This is a genomic window from Providencia huaxiensis, assembly GCF_002843235.3.
Taxonomy (GTDB): Bacteria; Pseudomonadota; Gammaproteobacteria; order Enterobacterales; family Enterobacteriaceae; genus Providencia; species Providencia huaxiensis.
This window is the reverse complement of record NZ_CP031123.2, coordinates 3,304,759-3,329,604: the sequence shown is the minus strand read 5'-3', so window position 1 is coordinate 3,329,604 and position 24,846 is coordinate 3,304,759. Positions and strand designations below refer to the sequence as shown.

The 24,846-nt window shown below is 37.2% G+C and carries 26 protein-coding genes and 1 pseudogene; 23 read left to right on the top strand and 4 right to left on the bottom strand.

Features of this window, described 5'->3' with window-relative positions:
• Positions 1–112: 112 nt before the first annotated feature.
• A complete protein-coding gene (locus CYG50_RS17010) occupies positions 113–688 on the bottom strand; it encodes an inovirus-type Gp2 protein (RefSeq protein WP_102138157.1) in 576 nt (191 codons plus the stop codon).
• Between the two features lie 651 nt (positions 689–1,339).
• Between CYG50_RS17010 and CYG50_RS17005 the strand changes: the two genes are divergently transcribed.
• From CYG50_RS17005 to CYG50_RS16980, 6 genes are all read left to right on the top strand, one after another.
• The gene (locus CYG50_RS17005; protein ID WP_102138156.1) at positions 1,340–2,290 is read left to right on the top strand and encodes a hypothetical protein; all 951 of its coding nucleotides are present in this window, start codon (positions 1,340–1,342) and stop codon (positions 2,288–2,290) included.
• A gap of 131 nt (positions 2,291–2,421) precedes the next feature.
• A complete protein-coding gene (locus CYG50_RS17000) occupies positions 2,422–3,309 on the top strand; it encodes a GTPase family protein (RefSeq protein WP_102138155.1) in 888 nt (295 codons plus the stop codon).
• Positions 3,310–3,612: 303 nt separating this feature from the next.
• On the top strand, positions 3,613–4,077 hold the full coding sequence (locus CYG50_RS16995; protein ID WP_102138154.1) for a YfjT/YkfB family phage-associated protein: 465 nt from the start codon (positions 3,613–3,615) through the stop codon (positions 4,075–4,077).
• A 158-nt stretch (positions 4,078–4,235) separates the two neighbouring features.
• Positions 4,236–4,577 (top strand): hypothetical protein, encoded by a 342-nt coding sequence (locus tag CYG50_RS16990; RefSeq protein ID WP_004907556.1) that lies wholly within the window; start codon positions 4,236–4,238, stop codon positions 4,575–4,577.
• 169 nt (positions 4,578–4,746) lie between these two features.
• Positions 4,747–5,193 carry an antirestriction protein gene (locus CYG50_RS16985; protein ID WP_238706808.1) on the top strand — a complete coding sequence of 149 codons (447 nt, stop codon included), beginning with the start codon at positions 4,747–4,749 and terminating at the stop codon, positions 5,191–5,193.
• A gap of 61 nt (positions 5,194–5,254) precedes the next feature.
• A complete protein-coding gene (locus tag CYG50_RS16980) occupies positions 5,255–6,091 on the top strand; it encodes a DUF932 domain-containing protein (RefSeq protein ID WP_102138153.1) in 837 nt (278 codons plus the stop codon).
• Between the two features lie 47 nt (positions 6,092–6,138).
• Here the strand turns inward: CYG50_RS16980 and CYG50_RS16975 are convergent, their stop codons facing one another.
• The 3 genes from CYG50_RS16975 to CYG50_RS16965 all read right to left on the bottom strand — a co-directional run bounded on the left by CYG50_RS16975 (position 6,139) and on the right by CYG50_RS16965 (position 7,960).
• A complete protein-coding gene (locus tag CYG50_RS16975; RefSeq protein ID WP_102138152.1) occupies positions 6,139–6,948 on the bottom strand; it encodes a hypothetical protein in 810 nt (269 codons plus the stop codon).
• Positions 6,932–7,396, bottom strand: coding sequence for a hypothetical protein (locus CYG50_RS16970; RefSeq protein ID WP_102138151.1), 465 nt, complete (start codon positions 7,394–7,396; stop codon positions 6,932–6,934). Before CYG50_RS16970 ends, CYG50_RS16975 begins: the two co-directional genes overlap by 17 nt.
• 96 nt (positions 7,397–7,492) lie before the next feature.
• Complete coding sequence (locus tag CYG50_RS16965) at positions 7,493–7,960, bottom strand: nickel transporter (RefSeq protein WP_102138150.1); 468 nt, start codon at positions 7,958–7,960, stop codon at positions 7,493–7,495.
• Positions 7,961–8,396: 436 nt separating this feature from the next.
• On the opposite strand from CYG50_RS16965, the pseudogene CYG50_RS16960 reads away from it, so the two are divergent.
• From CYG50_RS16960 to CYG50_RS16875, 17 genes and pseudogenes are all read left to right on the top strand, one after another.
• Positions 8,397–8,880 (top strand): annotated as a pseudogene (locus CYG50_RS16960) (tyrosine-type recombinase/integrase); the annotation flags it as partial.
• Between the two features lie 293 nt (positions 8,881–9,173).
• Positions 9,174–9,845: a heavy metal response regulator transcription factor gene (locus CYG50_RS16950; protein ID WP_102138149.1), complete on the top strand. Its 672-nt coding sequence runs from the start codon at positions 9,174–9,176 to the stop codon at positions 9,843–9,845.
• Positions 9,842–11,206: a heavy metal sensor histidine kinase gene (locus CYG50_RS16945; RefSeq protein WP_102138148.1), complete on the top strand. Its 1,365-nt coding sequence runs from the start codon at positions 9,842–9,844 to the stop codon at positions 11,204–11,206. Before CYG50_RS16950 ends, CYG50_RS16945 begins: the two co-directional genes overlap by 4 nt.
• A gap of 85 nt (positions 11,207–11,291) precedes the next feature.
• Positions 11,292–12,302, top strand: coding sequence for a protein-methionine-sulfoxide reductase catalytic subunit MsrP (gene msrP, locus CYG50_RS16940; RefSeq protein WP_181489904.1), 1,011 nt, complete (start codon positions 11,292–11,294; stop codon positions 12,300–12,302).
• Positions 12,302–12,910, top strand: a complete 609-nt coding sequence (msrQ, locus tag CYG50_RS16935) for a protein-methionine-sulfoxide reductase heme-binding subunit MsrQ (protein WP_102138146.1) — start codon at positions 12,302–12,304, stop codon at positions 12,908–12,910. Before msrP ends, msrQ begins: the two co-directional genes overlap by 1 nt.
• Before the next feature lie 874 nt (positions 12,911–13,784).
• Positions 13,785–14,105 (top strand): helix-turn-helix domain-containing protein, encoded by a 321-nt coding sequence (locus tag CYG50_RS16930; RefSeq protein ID WP_102138145.1) that lies wholly within the window; start codon positions 13,785–13,787, stop codon positions 14,103–14,105.
• 199 nt (positions 14,106–14,304) lie between these two features.
• Entirely contained in the window at positions 14,305–14,847 is a 543-nt protein-coding gene (locus CYG50_RS16925; RefSeq protein ID WP_102138144.1) for a fimbrial protein, read from the top strand.
• An 83-nt stretch (positions 14,848–14,930) separates the two neighbouring features.
• The gene (locus CYG50_RS16920; protein ID WP_166264108.1) at positions 14,931–15,470 is read left to right on the top strand and encodes a fimbrial protein; all 540 of its coding nucleotides are present in this window, start codon (positions 14,931–14,933) and stop codon (positions 15,468–15,470) included.
• A gap of 70 nt (positions 15,471–15,540) precedes the next feature.
• Positions 15,541–18,018, top strand: coding sequence for a fimbria/pilus outer membrane usher protein (locus CYG50_RS16915; protein ID WP_102138142.1), 2,478 nt, complete (start codon positions 15,541–15,543; stop codon positions 18,016–18,018).
• A gap of 41 nt (positions 18,019–18,059) precedes the next feature.
• A complete protein-coding gene (locus CYG50_RS16910; protein ID WP_102138141.1) occupies positions 18,060–18,812 on the top strand; it encodes a fimbrial biogenesis chaperone in 753 nt (250 codons plus the stop codon).
• 10 nt (positions 18,813–18,822) lie between these two features.
• Entirely contained in the window at positions 18,823–19,437 is a 615-nt protein-coding gene (locus tag CYG50_RS16905) for a fimbrial protein (protein ID WP_102138140.1), read from the top strand.
• A gap of 2 nt (positions 19,438–19,439) precedes the next feature.
• Positions 19,440–20,561, top strand: a complete 1,122-nt coding sequence (locus tag CYG50_RS16900) for a fimbrial protein (protein ID WP_102138139.1) — start codon at positions 19,440–19,442, stop codon at positions 20,559–20,561.
• 8 nt (positions 20,562–20,569) lie between these two features.
• Positions 20,570–21,133 (top strand): fimbrial protein, encoded by a 564-nt coding sequence (locus CYG50_RS16895; protein ID WP_229597489.1) that lies wholly within the window; start codon positions 20,570–20,572, stop codon positions 21,131–21,133.
• 11 nt (positions 21,134–21,144) lie between these two features.
• Positions 21,145–22,815: a PglL family O-oligosaccharyltransferase gene (locus CYG50_RS16890; protein ID WP_102138137.1), complete on the top strand. Its 1,671-nt coding sequence runs from the start codon at positions 21,145–21,147 to the stop codon at positions 22,813–22,815.
• A 110-nt stretch (positions 22,816–22,925) separates the two neighbouring features.
• Positions 22,926–23,123: a DUF4762 family protein gene (locus CYG50_RS16885; protein WP_102138136.1), complete on the top strand. Its 198-nt coding sequence runs from the start codon at positions 22,926–22,928 to the stop codon at positions 23,121–23,123.
• A gap of 79 nt (positions 23,124–23,202) precedes the next feature.
• Positions 23,203–23,889 carry a DsbA family protein gene (locus tag CYG50_RS16880; RefSeq protein ID WP_229597488.1) on the top strand — a complete coding sequence of 229 codons (687 nt, stop codon included), beginning with the start codon at positions 23,203–23,205 and terminating at the stop codon, positions 23,887–23,889.
• Positions 23,886–24,842, top strand: a complete 957-nt coding sequence (locus CYG50_RS16875; protein ID WP_102138134.1) for a lysophospholipid acyltransferase family protein — start codon at positions 23,886–23,888, stop codon at positions 24,840–24,842. Before CYG50_RS16880 ends, CYG50_RS16875 begins: the two co-directional genes overlap by 4 nt.
• Positions 24,843–24,846 lie beyond the last annotated feature (4 nt).

The following is a 24,846-nucleotide window of genomic DNA, read 5'->3' as shown; positions in this document are numbered from 1 at the left end:
TATTTTTGATTCAGCATGAAAGATGAAGTTGAGTTTAATTACTTTTGTCCATGTATGAAAAAATACCCCCTAACTCAGGGGGTATTAAATGATGATGTCAGTTTTCATTTATCTATTTTTTATTTCGTTTTCTTCCAATTTGCCTTTCAGTTGGAATATCACTGACCTGATAAATACGACGTTCTGTACGCTGGCTGTCTTTGCCTAAATAACTTAATATATATTTCATATCACTACGACCATCCTCATCGAAATATTCAATAACACGCTCACCACGAACTGGATAATATGGTTTTGGTTCACAGTGGTGTGCATAACCTTCACCTTCAGTAACTTCGTCCCATATATCGCGAATATCTTTCCAAAAACTCCATACCTTCTGATGACGCTGGCCATTAATGTAAAATGCTGCGTGAATATGATAGCGATGTTGTTCTCCGTATTCTAATACCCAGGCAAAACCCACAATGCCAGAAATACCGTTTACCTGTTCAATCAGCCATGTCATATCAGCTGTAATTTGATAAGTATCGGCATATTTAAATGATTTACTGTCTTTGCGATAAGCAAAATCGATACGCAACATGAGGAGTTTTGAATAATGCTCAAATAGTTCATCTTGATGATTAAATAAATCATGTTGTAATAAATAGTCCGGTTTGTGATTAAAATTAATTGTGCTTTTCATAATAGTTATCCTCAGTGATTAATGTTTCTCATGGGATAACGGAATTATTTAAATTTTGAATGAAATAGGTCATGATAGTTCTATGAGGGAACTTATCATCAATCATGAGAACACTAAGGAATTTTATTCAATCAGTGAAAATTAAAAAATCAGTAGGTAATGATTCAAATATTTCTTCGAGTTTAGTTTAATAGCATTGAGATGAGAGAGTGGATGCTGCACTCATCTTTTATTAATCTGATAATTATTATTCATAGTAATGGTAGTGAATAAGCAACTAGATTGAATTCACCATTATTTGGGGTAGATAGATTAGTCAATTACCTTCTTTATTAAATAATACTAATTAACCTTAATGAAATATTTTAACTAAAAAATGGATAGGAAAAGCATTGATTGACTTACCTAGGATTTGAGTGCTTTGAATGTTCAGACTTTGACTAAGCGCTCCTTGATGACAAGTAGGTACTACATTAGAATTGTTTTCTCCCATAAAAAGCATTTTTTGTGATGGAATACCTGGGCTTTAGCTTGTTTTCATTAAAATTAGTCATGAATAAATCATGGAAATTTGATGTGAAAAACAAGTATAAATCATGAAATTTTAATGGTAATATCTTGTCATTATCACGGCGTGATTTGGTGGGTGTAATGAATTCAAATGAAAGTAGTAAACAATTGAAATACGATTGCAATAGACTATTGCAAGGAAGCGAAAGAGAGTTAATTTATTATCTTAATTATTTGCAGGAAGATATAAAAAGTTGTAAGTATATATCAGGTGTTAACTATAAAAATTTAAAAGATATAAAGATTAAGATTCAGAATGCATTAGATAAGCTTTTTATACATAAAATAAATGTGGAAAATTTAATGAATGACATGCAGGATGATTTTCTGAATTTAGCATTTGAAGAACAGTATTTTTCGTGGATAAAGAACAGTGATCGTGCCTGTTATTGGTTGTTGCTTAATATTTTAATAATTTACTCAAAAGAAAATGAAAGAGAAATAAATAAACTAAAAAATGAAGATTATATAAATCTAAATTCTGGATCGATGTATTATTCAATAATTTCATGGTTTGATAAAATGGTAAGTTCTTATGATGATTATGATGATAGTAAAAATAACATCAAATCACTAATGGATGATTGGTATCATATCACGGATCATTCGGCCTTTATATGGGTTTCTAAAATTAACAGCCCAGTTGAAATAGACTATTGTTTTAATTACATACAAGAATTAGGTATAAATACGATTGATGTTTTTATATTGCCTGAGCATATTGATGCTTTTATTCTTTTAGGTAAGAAAGAGCTCATTGGAAAAAAAGATATTATAATCGCTTTTTTTGACTATTTATTTTTATCATCAAGAAACGGTATTCTTGCGGCTGAAAATTTAAAAATGAAAATGGCTAATGCGCTTTCCTCTTGGAGAAATAGAAGGAATAAAGAAGGTTATGTTGATGTGCATTTTGATATCAAAAAGGAAAATATTCCAAAGTTAGAAACACTTAAAAAACGCCTTAATTTGATGTCAAAAAAGGAAGTCGTCAATGCCTTGATAGAGCGTGAGTATGATAAAAAAGGATAGCCTTTCTATTTATATTCAATGGCTAATTTAAAATTTTTTCAGATATATATCATTTTAGTGATATCTCATCCTTGATATCTCAATAAACCACCAGCCATCCATTATGATGGCTGATTTGTTTTGAGGCTAATATGAAAAAATTATCAGGCTATGCCCTTATTCGTCGCCATCTGCGGCGCTACCCGCGTTCACTGCGTCAATCCTTATTAAAAGAGCTCAATCAGCTTGTTACCTATCAGCCTGTGATTGGCATCATGGGAAAAACTGGCGTGGGAAAATCCAGTCTGTGTAATGCCTTATTTCGCAGTCAAGTTTGTGCTGTCAATGCTGTTGAAGCTTGTACTCGGCAGCCCCAACAGGTCAAATTACGTTTTGGACGGCACACACTAACGCTAGTCGATTTACCGGGTGTAGGAGAAAGCCAACAGCGTGATGAGGAGTATCGTGAGCTCTATCGTGAGTGGATACCTAAACTCGATATGGTGCTTTGGGTTCTGAAAGCCGATGATCGCGCATTTTCTATTGAAGAACAGTTTTATCAAACAGTATTCACGGAGTATAACGGAGAGCTACCGGCTATTACTTGGATTTTGAATCAAGTCGATAAGATAGAGCCTGTAGAGCAGTGGCACTGGGAATCCGCACAGCCTTCAAAACAGCAGCAAGTTCATATCACATTGAAACGGCATGCTATCGCCAAACAAATGCATATATCTGCAGATACCATCATTCCGATATCTGTTAAAGGCAGATATCACCTTCCCCAATCAGTGGAGGCGATTATTACTCGTCTCCCAAAGCAGGCGCGTAGTCCCTTAATCCCACATCTACAAAACACCTATCAGACCACAACGGTTATCAATCATGCGAGTAGCTCTTTCGGTGATACGGTCGTAGATATCATTGAGCGAGTGATTGATTTCGCTCCACTTCCTCAAGTCGCTCGGCACGCTCTCAAATCAACAACTCATCATATTGCTCGAGCAGCGCGCTCTGTCTGGTCATTTTTCTTTAGTTAATTCAATGAAATGATTGTCATATTGAGCCATCAGTAAACGATTTTACGTTGTCATGATCGAATTTGTCGATCGAACCGATCGGTTTTTTTCATTATCCATACGGAAATGATGGCTATACAATCTCTCAGAGGTATCAATGACTTAAATTTATTTATAAAAATCAATGCGATAAAACGCAGGGTTTGTCACGTTATTAAGAATGGAAAACCATCAGCCTCTTATTTAGAGCTTATTCTTTGTTCGCATTAACGAGTTCTTACGACCCTATATCTGAATAGGAAAAATAACTAATTGGAAAATATTATGAAAACAAAACTTATTATTTCTGCACTTTTTATTTCGGCTTTAACACCGACATTCACTCACGCTTTTGGTAACTCACACACTTGGACGAGTAACAAAACACAAGGCGTGACCGAGTTTGTCATTTTGGGTCAGGGCAAATCTCAGCTTTATCTGTCTTGTGAAGACAAAGGGGATAAACCCATTCAAATTATGTTTACGGATATCAATGGTCATCAAACCCGCATGGATACGGGCCAATATTTGGAAATGAAATTTGACGGAAAGGAGGTATATCAAATCAGTGACAGCGCAAGCAGAGCCGGCTCAAGTCACGTCGAAGTCGCTTGGGATAATTTACGTCATGAAAAACAGGTCACCGTCTCCGCTGACGGCGGCCAGCCCGTGACCTTTACCTTAAAGGGGGCCGCAAGCGTTATCCCTGAAATCGGGGATAACGGCTGCTGGACTCAATTTATCCTCTAAGTACCCTTTGGGCTCAACGATAAGATACCTAACTCACTAAAGCCACGGGATAGTAAAAACCGTGACAGCATTGATCGAGTGGGGGATGTCTCCTTATTCGAGCTCAAGTCCGACATATCCGTGATTTTTACGCTCATTCCATCATAAGGATACTCATTATGAAAAAACTCATTTTTGCACTTTCGCTGGGGCTGATGACGTGTTTCGCCTATGCAGAAAAGGCGCCTATTCGACTCAGTGAAGGGCCCAGCAATGCCGGGCGTTCATACAGTAAAATCTATATCACCTCAAACGTTGATAGCGTGGTCATCAAAAAAATTTTAGTTAATCGCGGAAACTGTAAGGATGCGGAATACCGTCCTTGGAAGCCCATTAGGCTGAATTTTGGTAATACCTACACACGTCTATTTACGGGTAAAAGCCCAGGAGTACCGTGCAATGTCATCGAGGTCGCCGTGGATACCAACCAAGGCGTTTGGACATTTGATTTCAATCCCTAATGTGATCATGTCAATTCTTACCACTAAAGGCCTGCTGCTTATCAGCAGGCCTTTTTGTTTACTGTCGTCATGACACTTCTTAGGTATCGGTAGTCAAACAGGTGGTTTGTAGTCCTGTTCACTCATCATTTTTATTACCCGTTATTAATTTATTAACAGGAGAAATCATATGTCTTCCTCTTATTCTGCTTCTGCGCTAGAACCAAACTCATTTATTCTCGCTAATGTCGTGCCGCTTTCAGCTAGACCAAATTTCTGGCAAAGCCACTTTGGTACAGTGAAAGGCTTCGCCACGTTTGAAGTAGTGATATTCACTATCATGGGCCAGTTCTGTGATGAATATACGGGCGGCTATTGGGAGTACTGCACTTTACCCAACGGTGGCGCATTTATTTATCCTGATTTGGGCTCTGAAAAACTCACACTGTTCAATATGCACAATGGCAATGAAGAGATTCTAAGCCCTGAAGCGGCTGGTGTGGCTATCTGTTTGATGCTGTATAGCCAGTGGTCATTTAGAACTGAAAGTGAATTGCTGGTCGAGCGTTTCTACCAGCTTCGTGACTACGCCATTCAACATCCTGAAAGCTCAGCTATTTTCCATCTTATCGATTAACGCCTTTCTTAATTCATTCTTTCAGTTTTACCTATCTTATTTATTTTCAAGGAAATTAATTATGACTCGTTTAGCTTCCCGCTTTGGTGCAGCGAATAGTATTCGCCGCGACCGCCCGTTAACCACAGAAGAATTATTTCGTACCGTACCGAGTGTTTTCTCTGAAGAGAAACACGAATCTAGAAGTGACCGATATACTTATATCCCCACCATTACTTTACTGGATAGCCTTCAAAAAGAAGGCTTTTATCCGTTCTTTGCTTGCCAAACTCGTGTACGTGATACTAGTCGTCGGGAGCACACGAAGCATATGCTACGGCTAAGACGCCATGACCAAATCACGGGTATACAAGTTCCTGAAATTATTCTTTTAAATAGCCATGATGGTTCAAGCAGTTATCAAATGTTGCCGGGGTTATTTAGAGCAGTATGCCAAAATGGTTTAGTTTGTGGTGATACTTTTGGCGAAGTTCGTGTACCCCATAAAGGCGATGTGGTAGGCAAGGTGATTGAAGGGGCTTATGAAGTATTGGAAACCTTTGATACGGTTGCTGAAAAGCGTGAACAAATGCAATCCCTCATGTTACCTCCACCAGCACAGCAAGCCTTGGCACAAGCAGCTTTAACATATCGCTTTGGTGAGGAACATCAACCAATAACCGAAGAGCAAGTATTACAGCCTCGCCGTTGGGAAGATAAGAAAGATGATCTGTGGACGGTATATCAACGCTTGCAGGAGAATTTAATCAAAGGCGGATTATCGGGCAGAAATGCAAAAGGTAAGCGAGCTCGCACTCGTTCAGTGAATGGCATCGATGGGGATATTAAATTGAACAAAGCACTGTGGGTAATGACTGAAAAGATGTATGGACATTTCTCTGGAAGAGAGAGAATATAGAAAATAGTAGCACATTGTTTTTCATCAAATAATGTGCCTATTATAAACTAATTTATCTCTTTAATTGGGAGCATTCGTTTATCATCGTTTGTTTTAGTAAACGATATAGGGGTACTGACACTTGATGAATGAAAGCGCTCTAAGTGGTTTTCGATAAATTTTTGACCTTGATTTGTTAGTCTATCAATGCTTTCGTTAAGATTGACAATATCTCTATTTAATTCCTCTAAGAAACGAGTTGATGTAGAAATAATATTCCCCATTTTAGTATCAACGGCTTTAATAAGAATATCTTTTGCTCTTTCATTATTACCAAATTTTTCCTCAATTCTGAGGAAATCATTCATAGCCTCTTCAATAGCTGTATCTTGAAGTTCTTTATATTGTATGGTTTTTTCATAAACAAGTTGTTGGGCTCGTTCTTTGAGTTCAAGTTGCATATGACCAATTGCGTTGATGGTTTCCACGTTAAGCTTTGTTAGTTGTTTAAGATAAAGAGCTATTGCAGCAGTTGTTCTCTCCATTCGCTCAAATTCTTTTTCTTTTTTCCATTCTTGAATTTCAGCTACAGCTTTTTCAATTTCGCGAACCCTGCGAACTTCTAGATTTACTTCAAGTTCCTTTTCTCTACTTTTTAGATCATGCTCAAACTCCATTTCTCTCATTTTGATTTCGTGTTCGGATTTAGATTGAGCGGTTAACCTTTCAATATCGCGTCGGTGGGCAGAATTTTTAGCAGATTCATCCCTATTGTGGTGATTTTTTTTAAGTGGTTCTCCTGCCCAATCACATAAAACCTCAATAGGTTTACTGACACAATTCAGAAGTGCTCCACCTATTTTACTCAACCAACTCATCCTTTTCTCCTAATAATATTTTAAATTTTCTTTCAAAAAGAACTTGTTCTTTTTTTCTTATATAATTGATTTCTTCGATCCGATCATTATCTTTATCAAAGATTGAAAATATTTTTTCGATTTGTTCTATTTTATCATTAAGAAAAAAAGTGTCTATAACTGAAGTATTCTGAATTTGTTTAAAGCTAACAAACTGTTCTACAATAAATTTTAACTCTTTTTTTGTATCATTATTTTCAGCATTAGTAATGTGAATAGATAGTTTTTCTAGATTATCATTGATGAAAATAGAATATTCTCTTTGAAATGAAAGAGATAAAAGGTTCTCATTATTTTCATATTGAAATAAAGATGAAAATAATTGGGGAGTTTCTTTAATAGTACGAGAAACAAGGTCTTCCCTCGCCTCCCGTAAAGCTAATAATAGCTCTAATAATATTTTTTTCATTGTATGTTAAGCTATTGTCGTTCTGTTAATTTTTGTTTTTTGGATCAAATAAAGGGGAGGTTCACCCCTTCTTTTAATTGTACACTTTCTCTGTTATTAATTACTATCGGGAACTATTGTTGGTTTATTTAACTTAGCTTCATGACGAATTTTTCCAATGGTATCAAGAGTATGCTCTTCGATTAGATTACTACTCAAATCTAAACTTTTTGTATAACTACCAACAAGTTCTTTTAACCATTTTGAAGCAACTTGACTGTCGACTTGAGATTGATTCAGTGTCTCAGAAACTTCTTTTAGTGTTTCAGAAAAGAATTTGGAGCGTTCTTTACGTAAATCTTCTTGCAAAGTACTAGCAAACTTGATCTCTTCTTTGTATTCTTTAACAAGTTCGAGATAACTTTTTTCGTAATTGAACAAAACCTCAAGCTTAGCTTTAAGAAGTTCAAGATTAACATAGTCGTTAAGCTCTTTTTGTAATACTTCTGTTAGTTTTTTATTGATTGAGTCATCTGCACCTGAATTTTCTACTGCCAATGATATTAACTGATTGAAATCTTTCATTATTTTTACCTTTCTGTTTCATAATGACATTATTATACAATTTAATTATATCTTGGGGATAAAAATAAGAATAAAGGTGATCTGTTTCAAGTACTGGCATTAAATTTTTACCTCTGAATGTGTTTACTGATTTTAATATTGATATTCATCACCAGTGCTGAGGGGGGGAAATTTATAGTTAGAGTTGGTTTATGTCAGAGATATTTTTATAGTGGGTACATTTACGGGTATAAAAATATACTATAAAAATATATTATTTAAATTTCATGTTGTTAGTCTTTCTTTGCGAGTCCGGCCTTCGCACCATAAGAACATCAAGAGACGTCAACCGACGTCTTTTTTTGTATCTGAAATCCCAGTTTTACAAGGCTTTTCCCCACTTTTCAGTCTTCCCAAGTATACTAAGGTCAACCCACATCAAGTACCTACTGTTGGTTTAATTATTGGTGTTTACCTTGATATTTTATGTGCAGAAGACAGAAAGAAAAGAGATGCGGGTAGAAAGTTAATAGCAAATGGTATTGATCCCAGAGAAAAATGCAAAGAAGTGGTCAGAAGGCCATAGCCATAGAGTGCTCAAAAGCCTTGAGGACAATATCTTCGCTGCTATTGGTTAACGCAATATTGCCGAACTGAAAACCCGCGATCTCCTCGAACTCATTAAAGCCGTAAAAATGTCTGGACGTCTTAACGTGGCTGCACGTCTACAACAACGTGTGACAGCCATTATGCGCTATGCCGTACAAAGTGGTTTAATCGACTATAACCCCGCGCAAGATATGGTTGGCGCAGTGGCAACAGGTAAACGAGTCCATAGAGCCGCATTAGAGCTTAAACGCCTACCTGAGTTCTTACAACGCATTGATGATTATAAGGGAAGACCTTTAACTAGCCTTGTCGTTAAACTCACCTTATTAGTTTAGCCTTCATTCGCTCCAGTGAACTGTATTTTGCTCGTTGGGATGAAATCGGTTTAAATAGAGGTTCCTTTTGTGAACAGAATGCTTCATATAAGCCCGTTGCATTCGCTTGCCCTTAGACCCTGTATAAAGCACATATAAATTAAGCAAGAACTACGTTCGAGATATTGCGACAAATAACAAGCGATTAAAAGTCGAGATATTTCCTGTTGAGTTTAATTCCTACCCGTTTCTTTAAAGGAAAAATTTCTTTAAGATGAAATTAAGTCAAATAAAGTCACTGTTAGGTTTCCATGAGAATACTATTAATTGAAGATCACCTAAAAACCCAAGTGTGGGTCAAAAATGGGTTAGAAGAAGCGGGTTTTCTCGTTGATGTGACTAATGATGGTCGCGATGGTCTCTATTTTGCTTTAGAAAACAGTTATCAGTTGGTGATCCTCGATATCATGCTGCCTGGTATGAATGGCTGGGAAATTTTAAAAATCTTACGTACAGCTAAAAACATACCGGTAATTTGCCTCACTGCGCGGGATGCCGTTGATGACAGAATTAAAGGTTTAGAGCTTGGTGCCAATGACTATCTGGTTAAGCCGTTTTCGTTTTCTGAATTATTAGCTAGGGTTAAAAACCAATTAAAAGTTAACCAACCAGCCTCAACCACCATGACTATTGCGGATTTAAAAATCGACTTAACTCGCCATGATGTTGAGCGTGCGGGAAAGAAAATCACCTTAACGCGGCAAGAGTTTTCCTTATTGCTATTCTTCGTTCTACATTGCGATGAAATTTTACCTAGAACTTTAATTGCTAGCGAAGTTTGGGGCATTGATTTTGAAAGTGACACGAATATTATTGATGTGGCTATCCGTCGGTTGAGAAAAAAAATCGATGATGAGTTTGACGTTAAACTCATAGAAACCATTCGAGGGATGGGATACCGTTTAAATAGGCCTATAGAATGAAAAAGAAGTCACTTCGCTTCAAACTTATTTCTCTGTTTATCGTTCTTATGGTTACTAATGCTGGGGTGGTGACATGGGTTTTGTATCATTCACTCAAAAATGAGCTATCTGAACAAGATAATAATTTACTGGTTAACCGTGCGGAGCAACTTGCTAAGCTCATCGCTGGTGGTATTGATATCAAAACACTTCCCATGTATTTCCAAAGCATGATGGACATGCGTCAAGACTTGATCCAAATTTCTGATGCAGCAGGGAAAATACTGGTTACTACCAAACAAGAGTTATTGGGCTCCCAACCTCTTCAGTTAGTCAACCTTGAGCAGCTAAATATCAATGCCATTAACCATTGGCAAACTGCTCAAGGTATCCCTATTTCTGCGGTTTATTTCTCGATGAATTCCCCAATAGGGCCGCTCCATGTCGTTCTTGGTAAAGTTTCTGTCGACCGTAGTGGCGTGTTGACTCAATATCTCATCCAAAGCGTAGTGATTTCTATTTTCTCAATTTTGCTGATGGGGCTACTCAGCTTATGGCTGTTGAAAAAAGGATTATCCGACATTCAAGCATTGAGCCAGATAACGGTCAAAACAGACGTTCACGCATTAAATGATCCAATTGATATTGACCAGTTACCACAGGAGTTGAAAGAGTTGGGCGAATCAATGAATACGATGCGCCAGCGGTTAAAGCATGATTTTGTCAAACTTACTCAATTTGCCGATGACTTGGCGCATGAGCTGAGAACCCCAATTAATGCGATCCGGGTACAAAATGAAATAACACTTCAGCGTTCGCGCAGTGTTAGCGAATATGAAGGGATGATAGTCAGTAATATTGAGGAGCTCGATAAACTGTCACAAATGATACAAAGTACTTTGTTTATTGCCCGTGCTGAAAATAAAAATATTACCTTAAATCGAGAAAACCTTTCTTTATATACGTTAGTTAACGATGTCTATGAGCTCTTTTCTGCCTATGCAGAAGAAAAACAGATTGAGCTGCATAGCGAGCCCTTATCCCTGACTCTTGATGCTGACCCTGTATTACTCAGCCGAGTTTTAGTGAATATTGTCTCCAATGCGATTAAATATTCTCACCCGGGCACCCGTGTCGTTACCCAAATTATAGCGCTGCCGCAACAGAGAGAAATTAAAATGACTAACCAAGGAGAACCTCTACAAAATAGTGATGAAATTTTCACGCGTTTTTGGCGTGGTGATAATGCTCGAACTACAGAGGGAACAGGACTTGGGTTAGCAATTGTGAAAGCGATAGTCGAATTACATGGCGGGTCAGTGAGTTTTGAGCACCATGCAGGAACCAGTACCATTACCCTGAAATTTCCTACAATTAAGTAAGATGACAAATTTGTCATCTTACTGTCAGCCACTTTTACTGCGCTTTCGGTATAACTAATTTCATATCCTTTTTGCTATGGAGCGCATGATGAAAAAGTTACCTAAAATTCCCACATCTCAAATCACGGATGAAACCCTCTTTTTTATGAAACGCCGTCAGTTACTTAAGGCTTTAGGCATTGGCGCTGCAGGTTTAACCGTTGCGGCGACAGCTAATGCAGGGCTGTTTTCTTGGTTTAACGACGATACGCCAACAACTCCGATGACGCCAAGAAAATCTCTGACATTTATTCAACCTGAAGAGTTTCAGCCATCTTTAACCCTCACACCAGAAGATAAAGTGATTGGTTATAATAATTTTTATGAGTTTGGGCTCGGTAAATCCGATCCTGCTGAGGATGCTCATACTTTAATCACGGATGAGTGGACGGTGACAATAGACGGCGAAGTGAATCGTCCTCTTACGCTTAATTTAGATGATATAAACACTAAGTTTCCCTTAGAGGAGCGCATCTATCGCATGCGCTGTGTTGAGGCTTGGTCGATGGTTATTCCATGGGTTGGTTTCCCTTTAGCGAAACTATTGGCTTTAGTCGAACCCACTAGCAAAGCCAAATATGTGGCTTTTGAAACACGCTACGCTCCAGAACAAATGCCAGGACAAAAAAGTCGTTATATTGGTGGTGGTTTATCGTACCCCTATGTTGAAGGGCTACGCTTAGACGAAGCCATGAATCCACTGACTTTGCTGGCGACTGGCGTTTATGGAAAGACATTACCCAACCAAAACGGAGCACCGATCCGGTTGGTCGTACCATGGAAATATGGCTTTAAAGGGATTAAATCTATCGTCAAAATTCGCCTTACTGAGCAAATGCCTGACACGACATGGAACCTATCAGCGCCGAGCGAATATGGCTTTTTTGCCAATGTGAATCCAGGTGTAAACCATCCTCGTTGGTCACAAGCCACTGAGCGTTTTATTGGTGCTGGAGGCTTAGGCCAAGTGACCCGACAGCCAACATTGTTGTTTAATGGATATGGCGAGCAAGTGGCAAGTTTGTATCAAGGAATGGATTTGCGGAGATATTATTGATGCCCCAAGACAATAAGTTCATCGTTGGATTAACCAAAGGGAGCTTTCACCTTATTGCTTTGCTCCCTCTAGTATGGCTAATTTTTTTAGTCGAGACCCAACGGCTTGGAGCCGACCCAGCTAAAGATATCCAACATTTTACAGGAATAGCTGCTTTGCGTTTGCTCATCATTATTGTATTGATCCCACTGGTTGCAAAATTATTGCGATTTACCGTATTGTTTCAGATGCGAAAATTACTGGGGGTATGGTGTTTTTTCTGGGCTGCGCTGCATTTAAGTAGCTATCTATTACTGGAAATTGGCGTAAATAATTTGGCGTTATTTTTCGAAGAGATTTTTTCGCGGCTCTATTTAGCAATTGGAGCGATAGCTTGGTTGTGTTTATTGTTAATGGCAGTTAGTTCATTCAACCGTATACGCCTTTATTTGGGCGTATGGTGGAAAAGAATTCATATGCTGCTTTACCCTACGCTCATATTGGCGCTTTGCCACTATACTTTGTCACTAAAAACCTTAACGCCTGAACCATTTATCTATTTAGCCGTTGTGGGGAGTGCGTTTGCTTATCGCATGCGGAGCCAGCAAACACAACGAATAAAACCTTAATAAAGGGTGACGCGCTTTAATCGTATTCTTTCCTGATACTATCAAATGTCAGTACTGGAGTTTCTCAGTATTAGGTATTTGGTATGTATCTCAATATTGTGTAAAGCAAATCTGTACATCGTTTTATGATAAGTGCTTGTCGTCTTGCTCATCCCCTTCTTGTGGTAACGGTTATATCGTTACTATTTGAATTGAACCCAAACTTAGTGTGACTCGGCTAAATTCTTATTTTTCTACAGGGATGAAATGTTTAAACGAATCTTTCATGTACACTTTATTAAAGTATAAAATTAACAAATATGAAATATAATATCTTAATACTCATTATCGGAGTAATAAATATTCTGGTTTTTTATATTGTGTTGGAATTTATTGGGTGTTAGTGATGTTTTCTATGGTCTATAATTCTGGTGATAAACTTTACGGTAATTTATAATTAATTTGTTGGTGTTTATAAATAACAAAGCTCAGATAAGTCTTAAAAAAAATTCATATAATTTACAAACGCAAAATTCGAGTAATGCTGCATTCTTAAGTTGTATTTTGCGATTGAAATTTCACCATAAAATACATCTCATTAGTAAAATCTGTGTTTCAATATTTTAAAATGTACCAAAATGTAATTTCCAATATGAGTAAATCTAATTTTGCATCCATAACATATTGTTATTTATATTATTAATTTTACTGTTGAGCTGTTTTGTTACATTTACTTCGTATTAATAGGGCAATAAATTGTTTTTAATAGCAATCAATTTGCCTTATCGATTATACAAAACAAATAATCAACCATATAATCATTAAAAATTTTAGGACGGTATCTATGGTTCAGATTGGTGCCTATAATTAATTTTTAATACAAAGGTTGAATTAAATGACTTATTTTTCTAATGAGATAAATAAAGAGATAGGACAGTATTTGAGAGGAATTAGAAAAGAGCAAAACTTAACTGGTGGAGAGTTAGCAAGAAGATTGAATATTAGCCAGCAGCAGATATCTCGATACGAGACGGGGAAAACAAAGCTAACATTTGAAATGATGGATACAATCCTAATCATATTCAATAAGTCTTGGAGAGATTTTTTTAACCACGTAATAGATAAATATGATAATGAAAGATTACAGTACACCATGAAAAATGGGAATAATTATTTTTCTATTTTAGATAAAGATATTAAGAAAATGTGGCGATAATTAGGTTAATAAATAGTTTAATTCGTTTAGTGAAGGGAAATTGTTAAACATAACTAATGTAATATATTAAAATGAAAACTTTATTAAAAATAATCATTAATTAATTTTAAAGTTAATGATTATTTTTATCTAAAGTTGTTATTAACAACTGTTACGTTGAAACATACATCATGTAAGAATTACACAGGATTAAATAATCATGAAATTGAATAAATTTGTAATGGGTGCCGTATTTGCATCAGGTTTTGCTTCATTCGCAGCAATGGCTGCTTATACTGGTACTCCTACTAACGGTACTATCGAATTTTCAGGTGAGTTAGTGAATTCTGCTTGTGGTTTAAGTCAAGAATCAAGTCCTGTAAAAGTTAACTTTTATCAGATCCCTATTTCTAATTTAAAAAATGGTGAGCGTGCAGGTAATATCAAGAAAGATATCGTTCTGCAAGGGTGTGATACTACCGTTGCACAAACAGCAACAGTAACTTACACACCATCAACTATTAACCCTAATGATAATACATTAGCAGCGTTCACTTCAGGTACTGCAAGTGGTGCTGGTATTGGTTTAAGAGACAATGGAAATAAAGATGTTGTTTGGGGACAAGCTTCTTCTTCTGTTAACTTATCTAATGGTAAAACTGCAATTCCATTCGTTGCTTATTTAAAATCTGATAATGCATCTAATGCAGTGACTCCAGGTAGCTTTGATTCAACTATCAATTTTAAAATTGATTACCAATAATTTGTAATTGGTTTTATATCAATGTGCGGAGTATTTAATACTCCGCATTAATAAAACCTACCAATAACTAAATGGTATTGTCCATGATAAGTCGGGTTGCAAAAATAACACTAGGCTCTAGTTTGTTATGGCCTCTATTAAGTTGGGGAATGACCGGCAATAACACCCCTGGTGATATTGTAATGCAAGGTGAATTAATAGAAGCCTCATGCACGATTGATCCTGAAAGCCGAGAGCTTTGGGTTAATTTTGGTGAAATTAGTGCCCGAGAGATTACCCCAGAAATCAATATTTTGGTGAGTAAGGATTTTGATATAAAGCTCGTTGGATGTACGTTGCCTTCTAATGACAAAGGTAGTGCATCGCGCGCGCAAATAACCATGATGGGAACCTCTGTTAATGATGACCAAATTTTACAAGTGAGTGGTGATTCAGAAGGATTTGGAATTCAATTTAGAGATTCTCACGGAGAAATACTTAAGCTTAATAGAAAAATGCCGGATTACACATTATTAGAAGGGCGCAATAGATTAGATTTTACTGCTGTTTTAGTTGCTTATCAAAAGCATATTAAGGCAGGTGATTTCGAAGGGGTTCTAAGGTTTAGGATGGATTATTTCTAAAACTAATAATTACATATAAAAGAGAATTGAACTAAATCTCTAGCCAACGAGTGAATACTGAGTAATTAAAATGATTATTTTAAATGGAAATATAAATAATATAAAAAGACTATTTGCAATATATATTGCAGTACTTTGCTATTCACCAAATATGTCTGCAAATGATCTTGTTGAGTTTAACGTTGACGTATTAGATGTTGGTGATCGTAACAATATTGATTTAACTCGATTCTCTAAAGATAACTTTGTATTTCCTGGGACTTATTTATTAGATGTCTATATTAATGGACAATCATTGTCGCAGCAGAAAGTCACTTATATTACCGATCCTCAAGATAGTGAAAAATCATTAGTTTGTTTTACTCCTAAGCAAATTGAAATGTTAGCGCTCAAAGAAGATGCGTTAAAAAAAATCCAAGCCATATCCCCTGAATGTTCAAATATTTTACCTATTTCAGGCGTTAAAATTAATAATAATGAAGGCAAACTGGATATCACTATTCCACAGGCATGGATGAAATATTCCGATCCTAGTTGGGTACCGCCTGAGCGTTGGGATTCAGGGGTTTCAGGCCTTATATTTGATTATAACCTGACAGGGTCAATTTCTCGTTCTTTGACGACAAATACAAACAAGCACTCATTGTCAGCATATGGCCAAACCGGGTTTAACTTAGGGGCGTGGCGCTTTAGAGCTGATTATCAAGCTAATTATAACGAGCGCGGTGATAGAAAATTCGATTGGAACCAGTTTTATGCATATCGTCCTCTGATCCACATGGCGGCTAAGCTGACACTGGGGGAAATTTATTTAAATTCTCAGGTTTTTGACACGATCCGCTTCACCGGTTTTAACCTGGCCAGTGATGAACGTATGTTACCACCGAATCTACGGGGATATGCGCCACAGATTAATGGTATCGCGAAAAGCAATTCAAAAATTGTTGTGACTCAAGCTGGGCGTGTCGTTTATGAAACGACGGTACCTGCGGGGCCATTCAGTATTCAAGATTTGCAAAGCTCCGTTCGTGGAACCTTGGATGTCAAAGTTGAAGGCGATGACGGCGAGGTATCGACTTTTCAAGTTGATACGGCAAATATCCCTTATTTAACGCGCCCAGGTTATGTGCGTTACAACGCTTCGGTCGGTAAGCCATCTCGATTTAATCACAAGCTTGAGGGGCCAATGTTTGCCACGGGAGATTTCTCTTGGGGACTGAGCAATAACTGGTCACTCATTGGTGGGCTACTTTTTGCTGGTAGGGATTACACCGCAATATCTGCTGGGTTAGGGCGTGATTTATCTATATTTGGTGCGCTTTCTGCAGATGTCACACAATCCATTAGCAGAATGCCAGGTGATAACACGCAAACGGGTTCTTCTTATCGCCTGAGTTATTCAAAATCATTTGATGAACTTAACAGTACGATTACTTTTGCGGGTTACCGCTTCTCGCAGGATAAGTTTAGAACGCTGTCGCAATACTTAGATGAGCGTGAGAACAGATATCTGGGTATTGGCCGTCAAAAAGAGATGTATACCGTGACAGGGAATAAAACTTTTTGGGCTGATGATCCTGATTGGAGAACGACGGTATTCCTAACTTATACCCATCAGACTTTTTGGGACCAAACATCTCAAGATAGGTATGGCTTATCTGTGGGTCGAACATTTCGTCTAATGGGCATCGATGGTGTCTCAACCAATATTGCGGCTTACCGTTCTGACTACCGAGGCCGACGTGACGATAGCATTTCACTTTCGGTTTCAGTACCTGTTGGTGATAGCCGTTGGGCAGGATACGACTTGCAAAACAGCGGCAGTAAGACCAGCCACATGCTCTCTTACAGTGATAACAGGGACATGAATAACTTATGGCGAGTTAGAGCCGGCCGAAGCAGCGATGATCGCGTGCGGTTTGATGGATATTATCAAAAACGGACGCAACTTGCTGAAGTTAATACCAATGTCAGCTATCAAGAAAGGCAAACGGCATCGATCAACGGGACATTACGCGGTGGTTTTACTGCTACCAAACATGGCTCTGCATTACATAACAGTACTGGTACAACGGATACAGCAAGAATTATGGTCGATACCAACGGTGTTGGTGGCGTGCCGTTTAACCATGAAAAAACGCGGACTAACTGGGCTGGTATTTCTGTTGTGCCTGACATTGTCAGCTATTACAGCTTCGACACACGTATTGATGTCGATAAGTTAAAAAATAACGTTGATACCAATAAGGCGATAGCAACATCGACATTAACAGAAGGTGCAATCGGTTATCAGCGGTTTGATGTAGCAGAAGGTGAAAAGCTCATCGCAACTATTCGTTATAACGATACGGTACCTCCGTTTGGTGCTGATGTGACAAACGCTGATGGTATTAATATTGCCATGTTAATGGAAAATGGATTGGCGTATTTGATGGCAGTAAATCCTAAAGAAACATTAACGGTATCTTGGGGCGGAAAAGCGCAATGTAAAATTCAACTGCCTGAAAAAATTAATTCGGGTATGTCAGTTTTGCTGCCTTGCCAATAATGTAATGACAGTTTGAAAAAGTATCTTATAAGGTAGAGAAAATGGCGATTCGTATAAATAAATGGGTAGGTGGTTTGCTAGTTATGATGGTTGGCGTAGGGCAATCATATGCAGGTATTTCACTAGATAGAACACGACTGATCATTAAAGGCGATGAAAATTCTGCGAGTGCTAATTTATCAAACACCAGCTCAAGTATTCCTTTTCTTGCTCAGTCATGGGTTGAAGATGCCAATGGGAAAAAAATTACATCGCCATTAGTTGTATTACCTCCATTACAACGCATTAATGGTGGGCAAAAAGGCGTTGCTCGTGTTTCAAAAACAGCCGAAATAGATAAGCTCCCCCAAGACCGAGAAAGTCTGTTTTATTTAAATGTGCGTGAAGTTCCACCGAAGCCTGATAAACCAAATGTTTTACAGCTAGCGATGCAATCGCGCATTAAATTATTTTATCGGCCGACAGCTATTATTCCTGAATCTAAAAGTGCGGTTTGGCAAGACCAAGTGACATTTTATAAACAGGGGAATAATTGGCGTGCTGAAAACCCAACACCTTATTTTGTGACCATTATTAGCCTGAATAATAAACTTGTGGCAGACGGCGGAAAAAAACTGACTGATTTTCCTGGCGTAATGATCGCCCCTAAATCTAATCTCGATATTAAGGTCAATAGCTCAGCTGATAGTTTCACCATGATGTATGTGAATGATTATGGTGGTCATCCAGAACTGAAATACAGTTGTAGCGGAAATACGTGTAAAGCGTTACCACCAGAACAACAGATTCGCTAGGAGTATTCATATGAACATTAGGTGCTTAGGGATCGTATTGTTAGGGCTAGGAAGTTTCTCTGCGGTTGCAGATATTGCGGATGAAAAACTATCACGCCAAACGTTGCTAGACGTTCATAGTACTGTGCATTTTACAGGGAGCGTTTATGCATCACCTTGTGTCCTCGAATTGGAGACTCAAGAGCAATATATTGATTTAGGTGAGATTAATGCTAGAGCGTTTCGTCGTATTGGCGATAGAAGCGCGCCTGTTGCATTTAATATTCGACTCAAAGATTGTCAGCGAGGAGCATCTAAGTCATTTGTGAATGCTGCTGGAGAGTCAACTCAAAATGCGCAGCGTTACTACCTAACAGGTGAAAGTGCTGTTTCATTGAGTATTGCAGGAGATTCGAATTTTTTTAACCCTGAGCTCGTGCGAGTTACAGGTGATATTCGAGGCGCAGGATTACGTATTTCCAGTAAGGAACATCAAAACCTAATGGTCAATCAGCCAACAAGCTCATGGGTGATCAAACCTGGTGATAACAACATTACACTTAATGCCTCATTAGAATCTACAGCACAGTCTGTTTCAGCGGGAACTTTTAGTGGGTTAATTAGGCTAAAACTGGAGTATTTATAACCATGTTTGTATCCAACAACAAAAAACTAAAAGATATGACTCTTGTGGCTGGTTTACTGACAATAGGGGCTTTCCCGTTATCTGCTTTGGGCTTTCCTCACGGCTCGGTTATACCTACTGGGGGGACTTATACATTCGAAGCAAGGATGAATAATCAGATACTTGTCAATGAGAAGGATGCCGAAACAGTATTCAATTTTGATGTAGGTAACTGGCCTTTTTTCGATATTTATTGCCAAAAAAAAATGAATACAGGAGGGTCTGGGAGTTCAGATCCTGATTCAGGAATGACATTTGATTTAATGTCAACCATTCCTACATCAATGCAAAACCCAGGGTATCTGAACCTTAATGAATATTTTGATGTAAAAGTTGAAATTCAAATTGGGGGAACGATTGGTCAGAAAGTTCCTGTTCCTGTTAAAGATATATGGAATGGGGGATCTGAGCCAATAGAGTGTATTCCACCGAGTGTCAATAGCCGTGATTATGGCGTCGAGTTACGGACGGGATCGAGCGGAACAATCACGTTTAGACTGAAAAAACCGATTATAAATGGCATTACCATCAACCAAGCTGAACTGGTACAGGTTTTTGCTAAAAAAGGCAGCCCAGCGAATGGCAGTACAGCTTATGCATCAATCCCTTCAACTCGGGTTGTTTTAGGAGCAGGGATTATCACGGTTGCTGATGAGTGTACGATTAATCAAGGTAACCCAATTAATATTGATTTTCTTGATGTAGCAAATACGAGTGAACGGTTAAATGGAGTTAATTATGCTCAGCCCTTTAAGATCCCAGTCAAATGTAGCGGTGGGAGTTTTACGACAGGTGATTTAAATATCAAGCTGTCACTCTTACCAGGGGCGTCAGGTAGTGCGGATTTTAACCCTGCTTATTTCGGTACATTAAAAAATGGTGTGAAACGCACAAATCTTGGCATTGTGGTGACTGATAATGTGACGGGTACATTGGTAAAACCGAATCAAGCATACCAAGTGCCTAACTTTATTAATAACCAAGGTACTTGGAACTTAACGGCTGCGCCAATAGCAGCGCCTGGAAGTAGTGTGGAAGAAGGTGAGTTTACAAGTACCGGAACCATTCTTGCTGAATTCCAATGAGGCCGATCATGCGAAATAATAATCAGTTAAAACGTACAAAATATTTATTGTCGATTGGCTTATATTTATTAGTCTCGGGGGCGGTGAGTGCGAGTGTGATCCCGAGTAATATGGGTAGCTATTCATTCAAAGGCATGGTTGTTGCTACGCCATGTCAGATAGCGCCTGGAAGTGAGAAGGTCTCTGTTAGTTTTCAACAAATCTCGGTTAAAGAACTTTATAAAGAAGGCAAATCGAAACCTTTAAATTTCTCAATTCATTTAGCGAATTGTAATACGACTATATTTAAATCGGTGACAGTGACATTTAATGGAATTGAAAATGGGAATCTTCCTGACCATCTTGCGATTAGTGACCAAAGTGAAGCTAGCGGTATTGGTATTGGGTTATTAAATTTAAATGAAACACCCATAGAATTGAATACGCCATCACTAGCGCAAAACTTGGCAACAAATAATACGGAAATTCAATTTAAGGCTTATGTCGAGGCTGAGCCTGAAGCGAGAGTTAACCAAACTATTACTTATGGGAATTTTTATAGTACAGCATACTATACATTAAATTATCAATAACGAATGAAAATATGATTTTTGCAATAAAAAATAAAAATAATAAAAAAGAAAGTTATCCATGGGGGCTTTTAGGTTTTGTTATAATATTTTTTGGTATTATATTGCATATTTATTTGCCGAATATGGGTGGAACAGGTTTGTCATTACCATTTAATATAATTAGTAGTTTTTTTATTGCTTTTTTTATTATAGTGGTTAATATTACACAAATTAAAAATTCAAAATTATATTACTCTAAGTCGAGTAATTATATTACGCTTGGGTTGGTGTTATTATTAGGTTTATGTTTTTTTTCACCTGAAGATTACCAGCTTAATGCATACTTGACTGCATATTGGTTATTGGGTGCGTTATTTTTTTATCAAGTTTTATTGCAAATAAATATTTCAGAATCCGTATTGAAAATAATTGTTTGCAGTGTATTATTTGCTGCTATTATTGAGAGCCTATATTCAATAGCACAAGTTTTTAAATTTTTCCCAATATCAGGGGATAGGCCATATGGCGTATTCCAACAAGTTAATGTTCTTTCTAGTTTTATTTGTGTTGGCATTGCCAGTGCAATAGGTATGTTTATTTTAATAAGAACCATCACATGGTATGCGTCTACTATTATCATTGTGAGTCTCATTTTAATGAGCACCGTATTATCGTTGTCTCAATCATTAACTGGATATTTAAATTTATTATTAATTGTTGTTGTTTTTTATTTTTTTGCAAAGTATCATCGTAAATATATTTTTTATTCTGTAATAGCGATTGTTATCGGTCTTATTGTTGGTTATGGAATAAAAGTTGCTTTTAATATTTCTGACTTTTCTGAAAGTAAATTACAGACATCGCATATTAGATGGGTATTGTGGCAGCATAGTTTATATTTATTCAGTGAGAATGTTTTATTTGGTACGGGTGTTGGTAGTTTTGAATCTGTATTTTTAGAGCGCTTTGGTGGTGGGTTACTAGAAACCAAAGTAAGGGGCATGTCACATCCACATAATGAGATATTACGTTGGATGGTTGAAGGTGGGTTAGTTGGCATTGCTGCGATATTGTTAGTTATTATTGGTGGTGGGTATCTACTTTATTCTTCATTAAAAAATAAAAATAATAATTATGTTTTTTTAGTTATTGCATTACCAATTGTTTTACACATGATGACAGAGTTTCCATTGTGGCTATCAATACCTCATGGGGTGGTACTGATACTGCTAATACGTTGTGCTGATATTCCAACTAAAAAATATCATTTGAATAAAGTTGTAGGGTATTGTTCTAAAATAGTTATTGCGTTAGGTGGTTTTTTATCAATGGGGTTGCTGTATTTTACTTTGCAAACGCAGCAATATTTAACCTATATAGAAAAAACAGGGCAACAGTTTCTTCTTTCGAGAAATGAGCCTGATTATAGCGAATGGAAATATTACTTAATCGATGATCGTTATAAATTAGATCTCAATATGGGATATTTATTACGCTATAATGAGACGCAAGACCCTTATTATTTGAATTTGTTTTCATCTTGGGCTGAAAGTTATTCACGTTCTTGGTTAGATGTTAATGTTTATTTTTCTTGGATCCTTGTTTTAAATGAATTAGGTGAGAGAGAGAAAGCGAAAAGTGTCAAAGAAAAAGCGATTTTTTTATTTGATAATAATGAAAAATTAGAAGAATTGAATTTTTAATTATTCATGTGGTACTTCATGTGTTAATTAAAAATCTAAAGAATTTATTGATGTCCATTATCAATAAATAGGGTGTTTTATTAATTTAAATCTATATAAAAGGAAATAACATGAAAAAGTTAAATGCTATCGAAGCTGCTGCTGTAATTGGTGGAACAGAACAAGTTTGTACTGATACTTATGAGAGCATCACTATTGGTGGAGTTAAATCTTGCCAATTAGTAACAACTTGTACTGATAAGCACGGTAACAAAACATACTCAGCGAAAGCTGTTGATGCACCAAACTGTGATGTAACAGCTCCATAATATTAAATTTAATTTTTATTAGTTGATACATGGGGAGCTATCCCCATGTATTTTTCGTACCTGAATGGAATTAACTGTTATGAATACTCGTTTTAAACCAATAACTATTACACTTTATACTCTATTTGTTATTATCGTTTCTTCACTCATGACGGTTTTGTCCTATCATATTTTTGTTTTTAATACTTTCTCAAATGATGATGCACAAGTTTCTTCTTTTATTGAATTTAATAGTGAACAAGCTCTGTTGAGTCCAATAAAAGAAAATAATAGCATCATAGAAGTTGTTTCTTATGGTTGCCATTATTGTGCAGTAAATCATGACAATGTCAGCCAATTCGAAAAAACACTCCCTGAGAATGTCAACTTTAAAGTCATTCATTTAGCCAAGGATAATAATCTAGGGCTGGCTGCCTATGCGCCTATTTTTGCGACATTGGAAGAGATGGGTGTGGAATCTCAATACCGTCAGGATCTTTATACTGCCGTTATCAGCGATAAGCTTGATTTAGCTAACAAAGATGTCTTAAACCAATGGTTAAAACAGCACAATATTGATTCTACTCAATACCTAAAAACCAGTGAAAGCCAAGCCGTTCAAGAACGTCTTAAATATATGCTTGAAATTAGCAAATTTTATCAAATCACTGGAACACCTGCCTTTATTATCAATAAACGCTATGTTGTTTATCAAGACCGCGATTTTGCAGACTTTACTACCTATATGCTTGAGTTATTAGACAAAAGTAATGAGGAGTTACGGTGATCCGGTTTTTCATTGTTTGGACGGTATTTACAGCGAAAAACTGTTTGATGCCGTTTAAAAAAGGATATCAAAAACTTAATCATAGTGGGCTTGCCTTTTTACGGTTGTTATTGCGTCGGGGCTATATCACATCGGTATTATTTGTTTCTAATTTATTATGTCGCGCTGGTTTATTAGGCCGTCAATATCGTAATCGTAATAAAGTCGCCACGGAAAACTTTCGTAGTTTAATGGAAACGAAAGGGCATATTGATATGAGCTGGATAGCTATTCGACGCTTCATTTTGGAAGAGGCAGCCACATGGGGACAAAACCAAGAAATCATGGCGCAAGTTCGAGTTTGTACCCTTGAACTTGATAGCGTTGTTGCGCCTTTGCACCAACAAAATAAACCCGTTGTACTTGCTCCGTTGCATATGGTTTCTGATGTTTTAGCCACAATGGTTGGGGCGGGGGTGACTCCTGGCAATGCGACGGTGGTGGTTTCGTCGAGCGCAGAGCAGCAAAAGTATAACGCTTCGGCACGTGAGCTAGGTCAGGTGAATTTATCTTATTGCTCTATTCATCAGGGAAATAAAGTATTAGCTAGCCAATTAATGACCGCGATGACAGAAACGGCGACAGGGCAAAAGAATATGATTGTTTTCCCTGATATTACCCCTGATTACACGGTTCAAACTGAGGAAGGGGCGTCGAGCAAATTATCGTGCCATTTATTTAACCGTGCAGCAAAGTTACAAAATGGTGTCGTGCGTTTATCCAGTGCGATTTCGGCACAGGTAGTTTTTTATCATCTGTACTACCAAAACGGTTTACAAATCAAAGTTTATCCGCCTGTTGCAGCAAAAGATGTTGCAACTCAAATGCCAGCCATTATTGAAAATGCAGTTCGTCATTATCCCAATGATTGGCTTTTATGGCATAGCCATTCACTTTATTTTATTAGCCATTAAATAA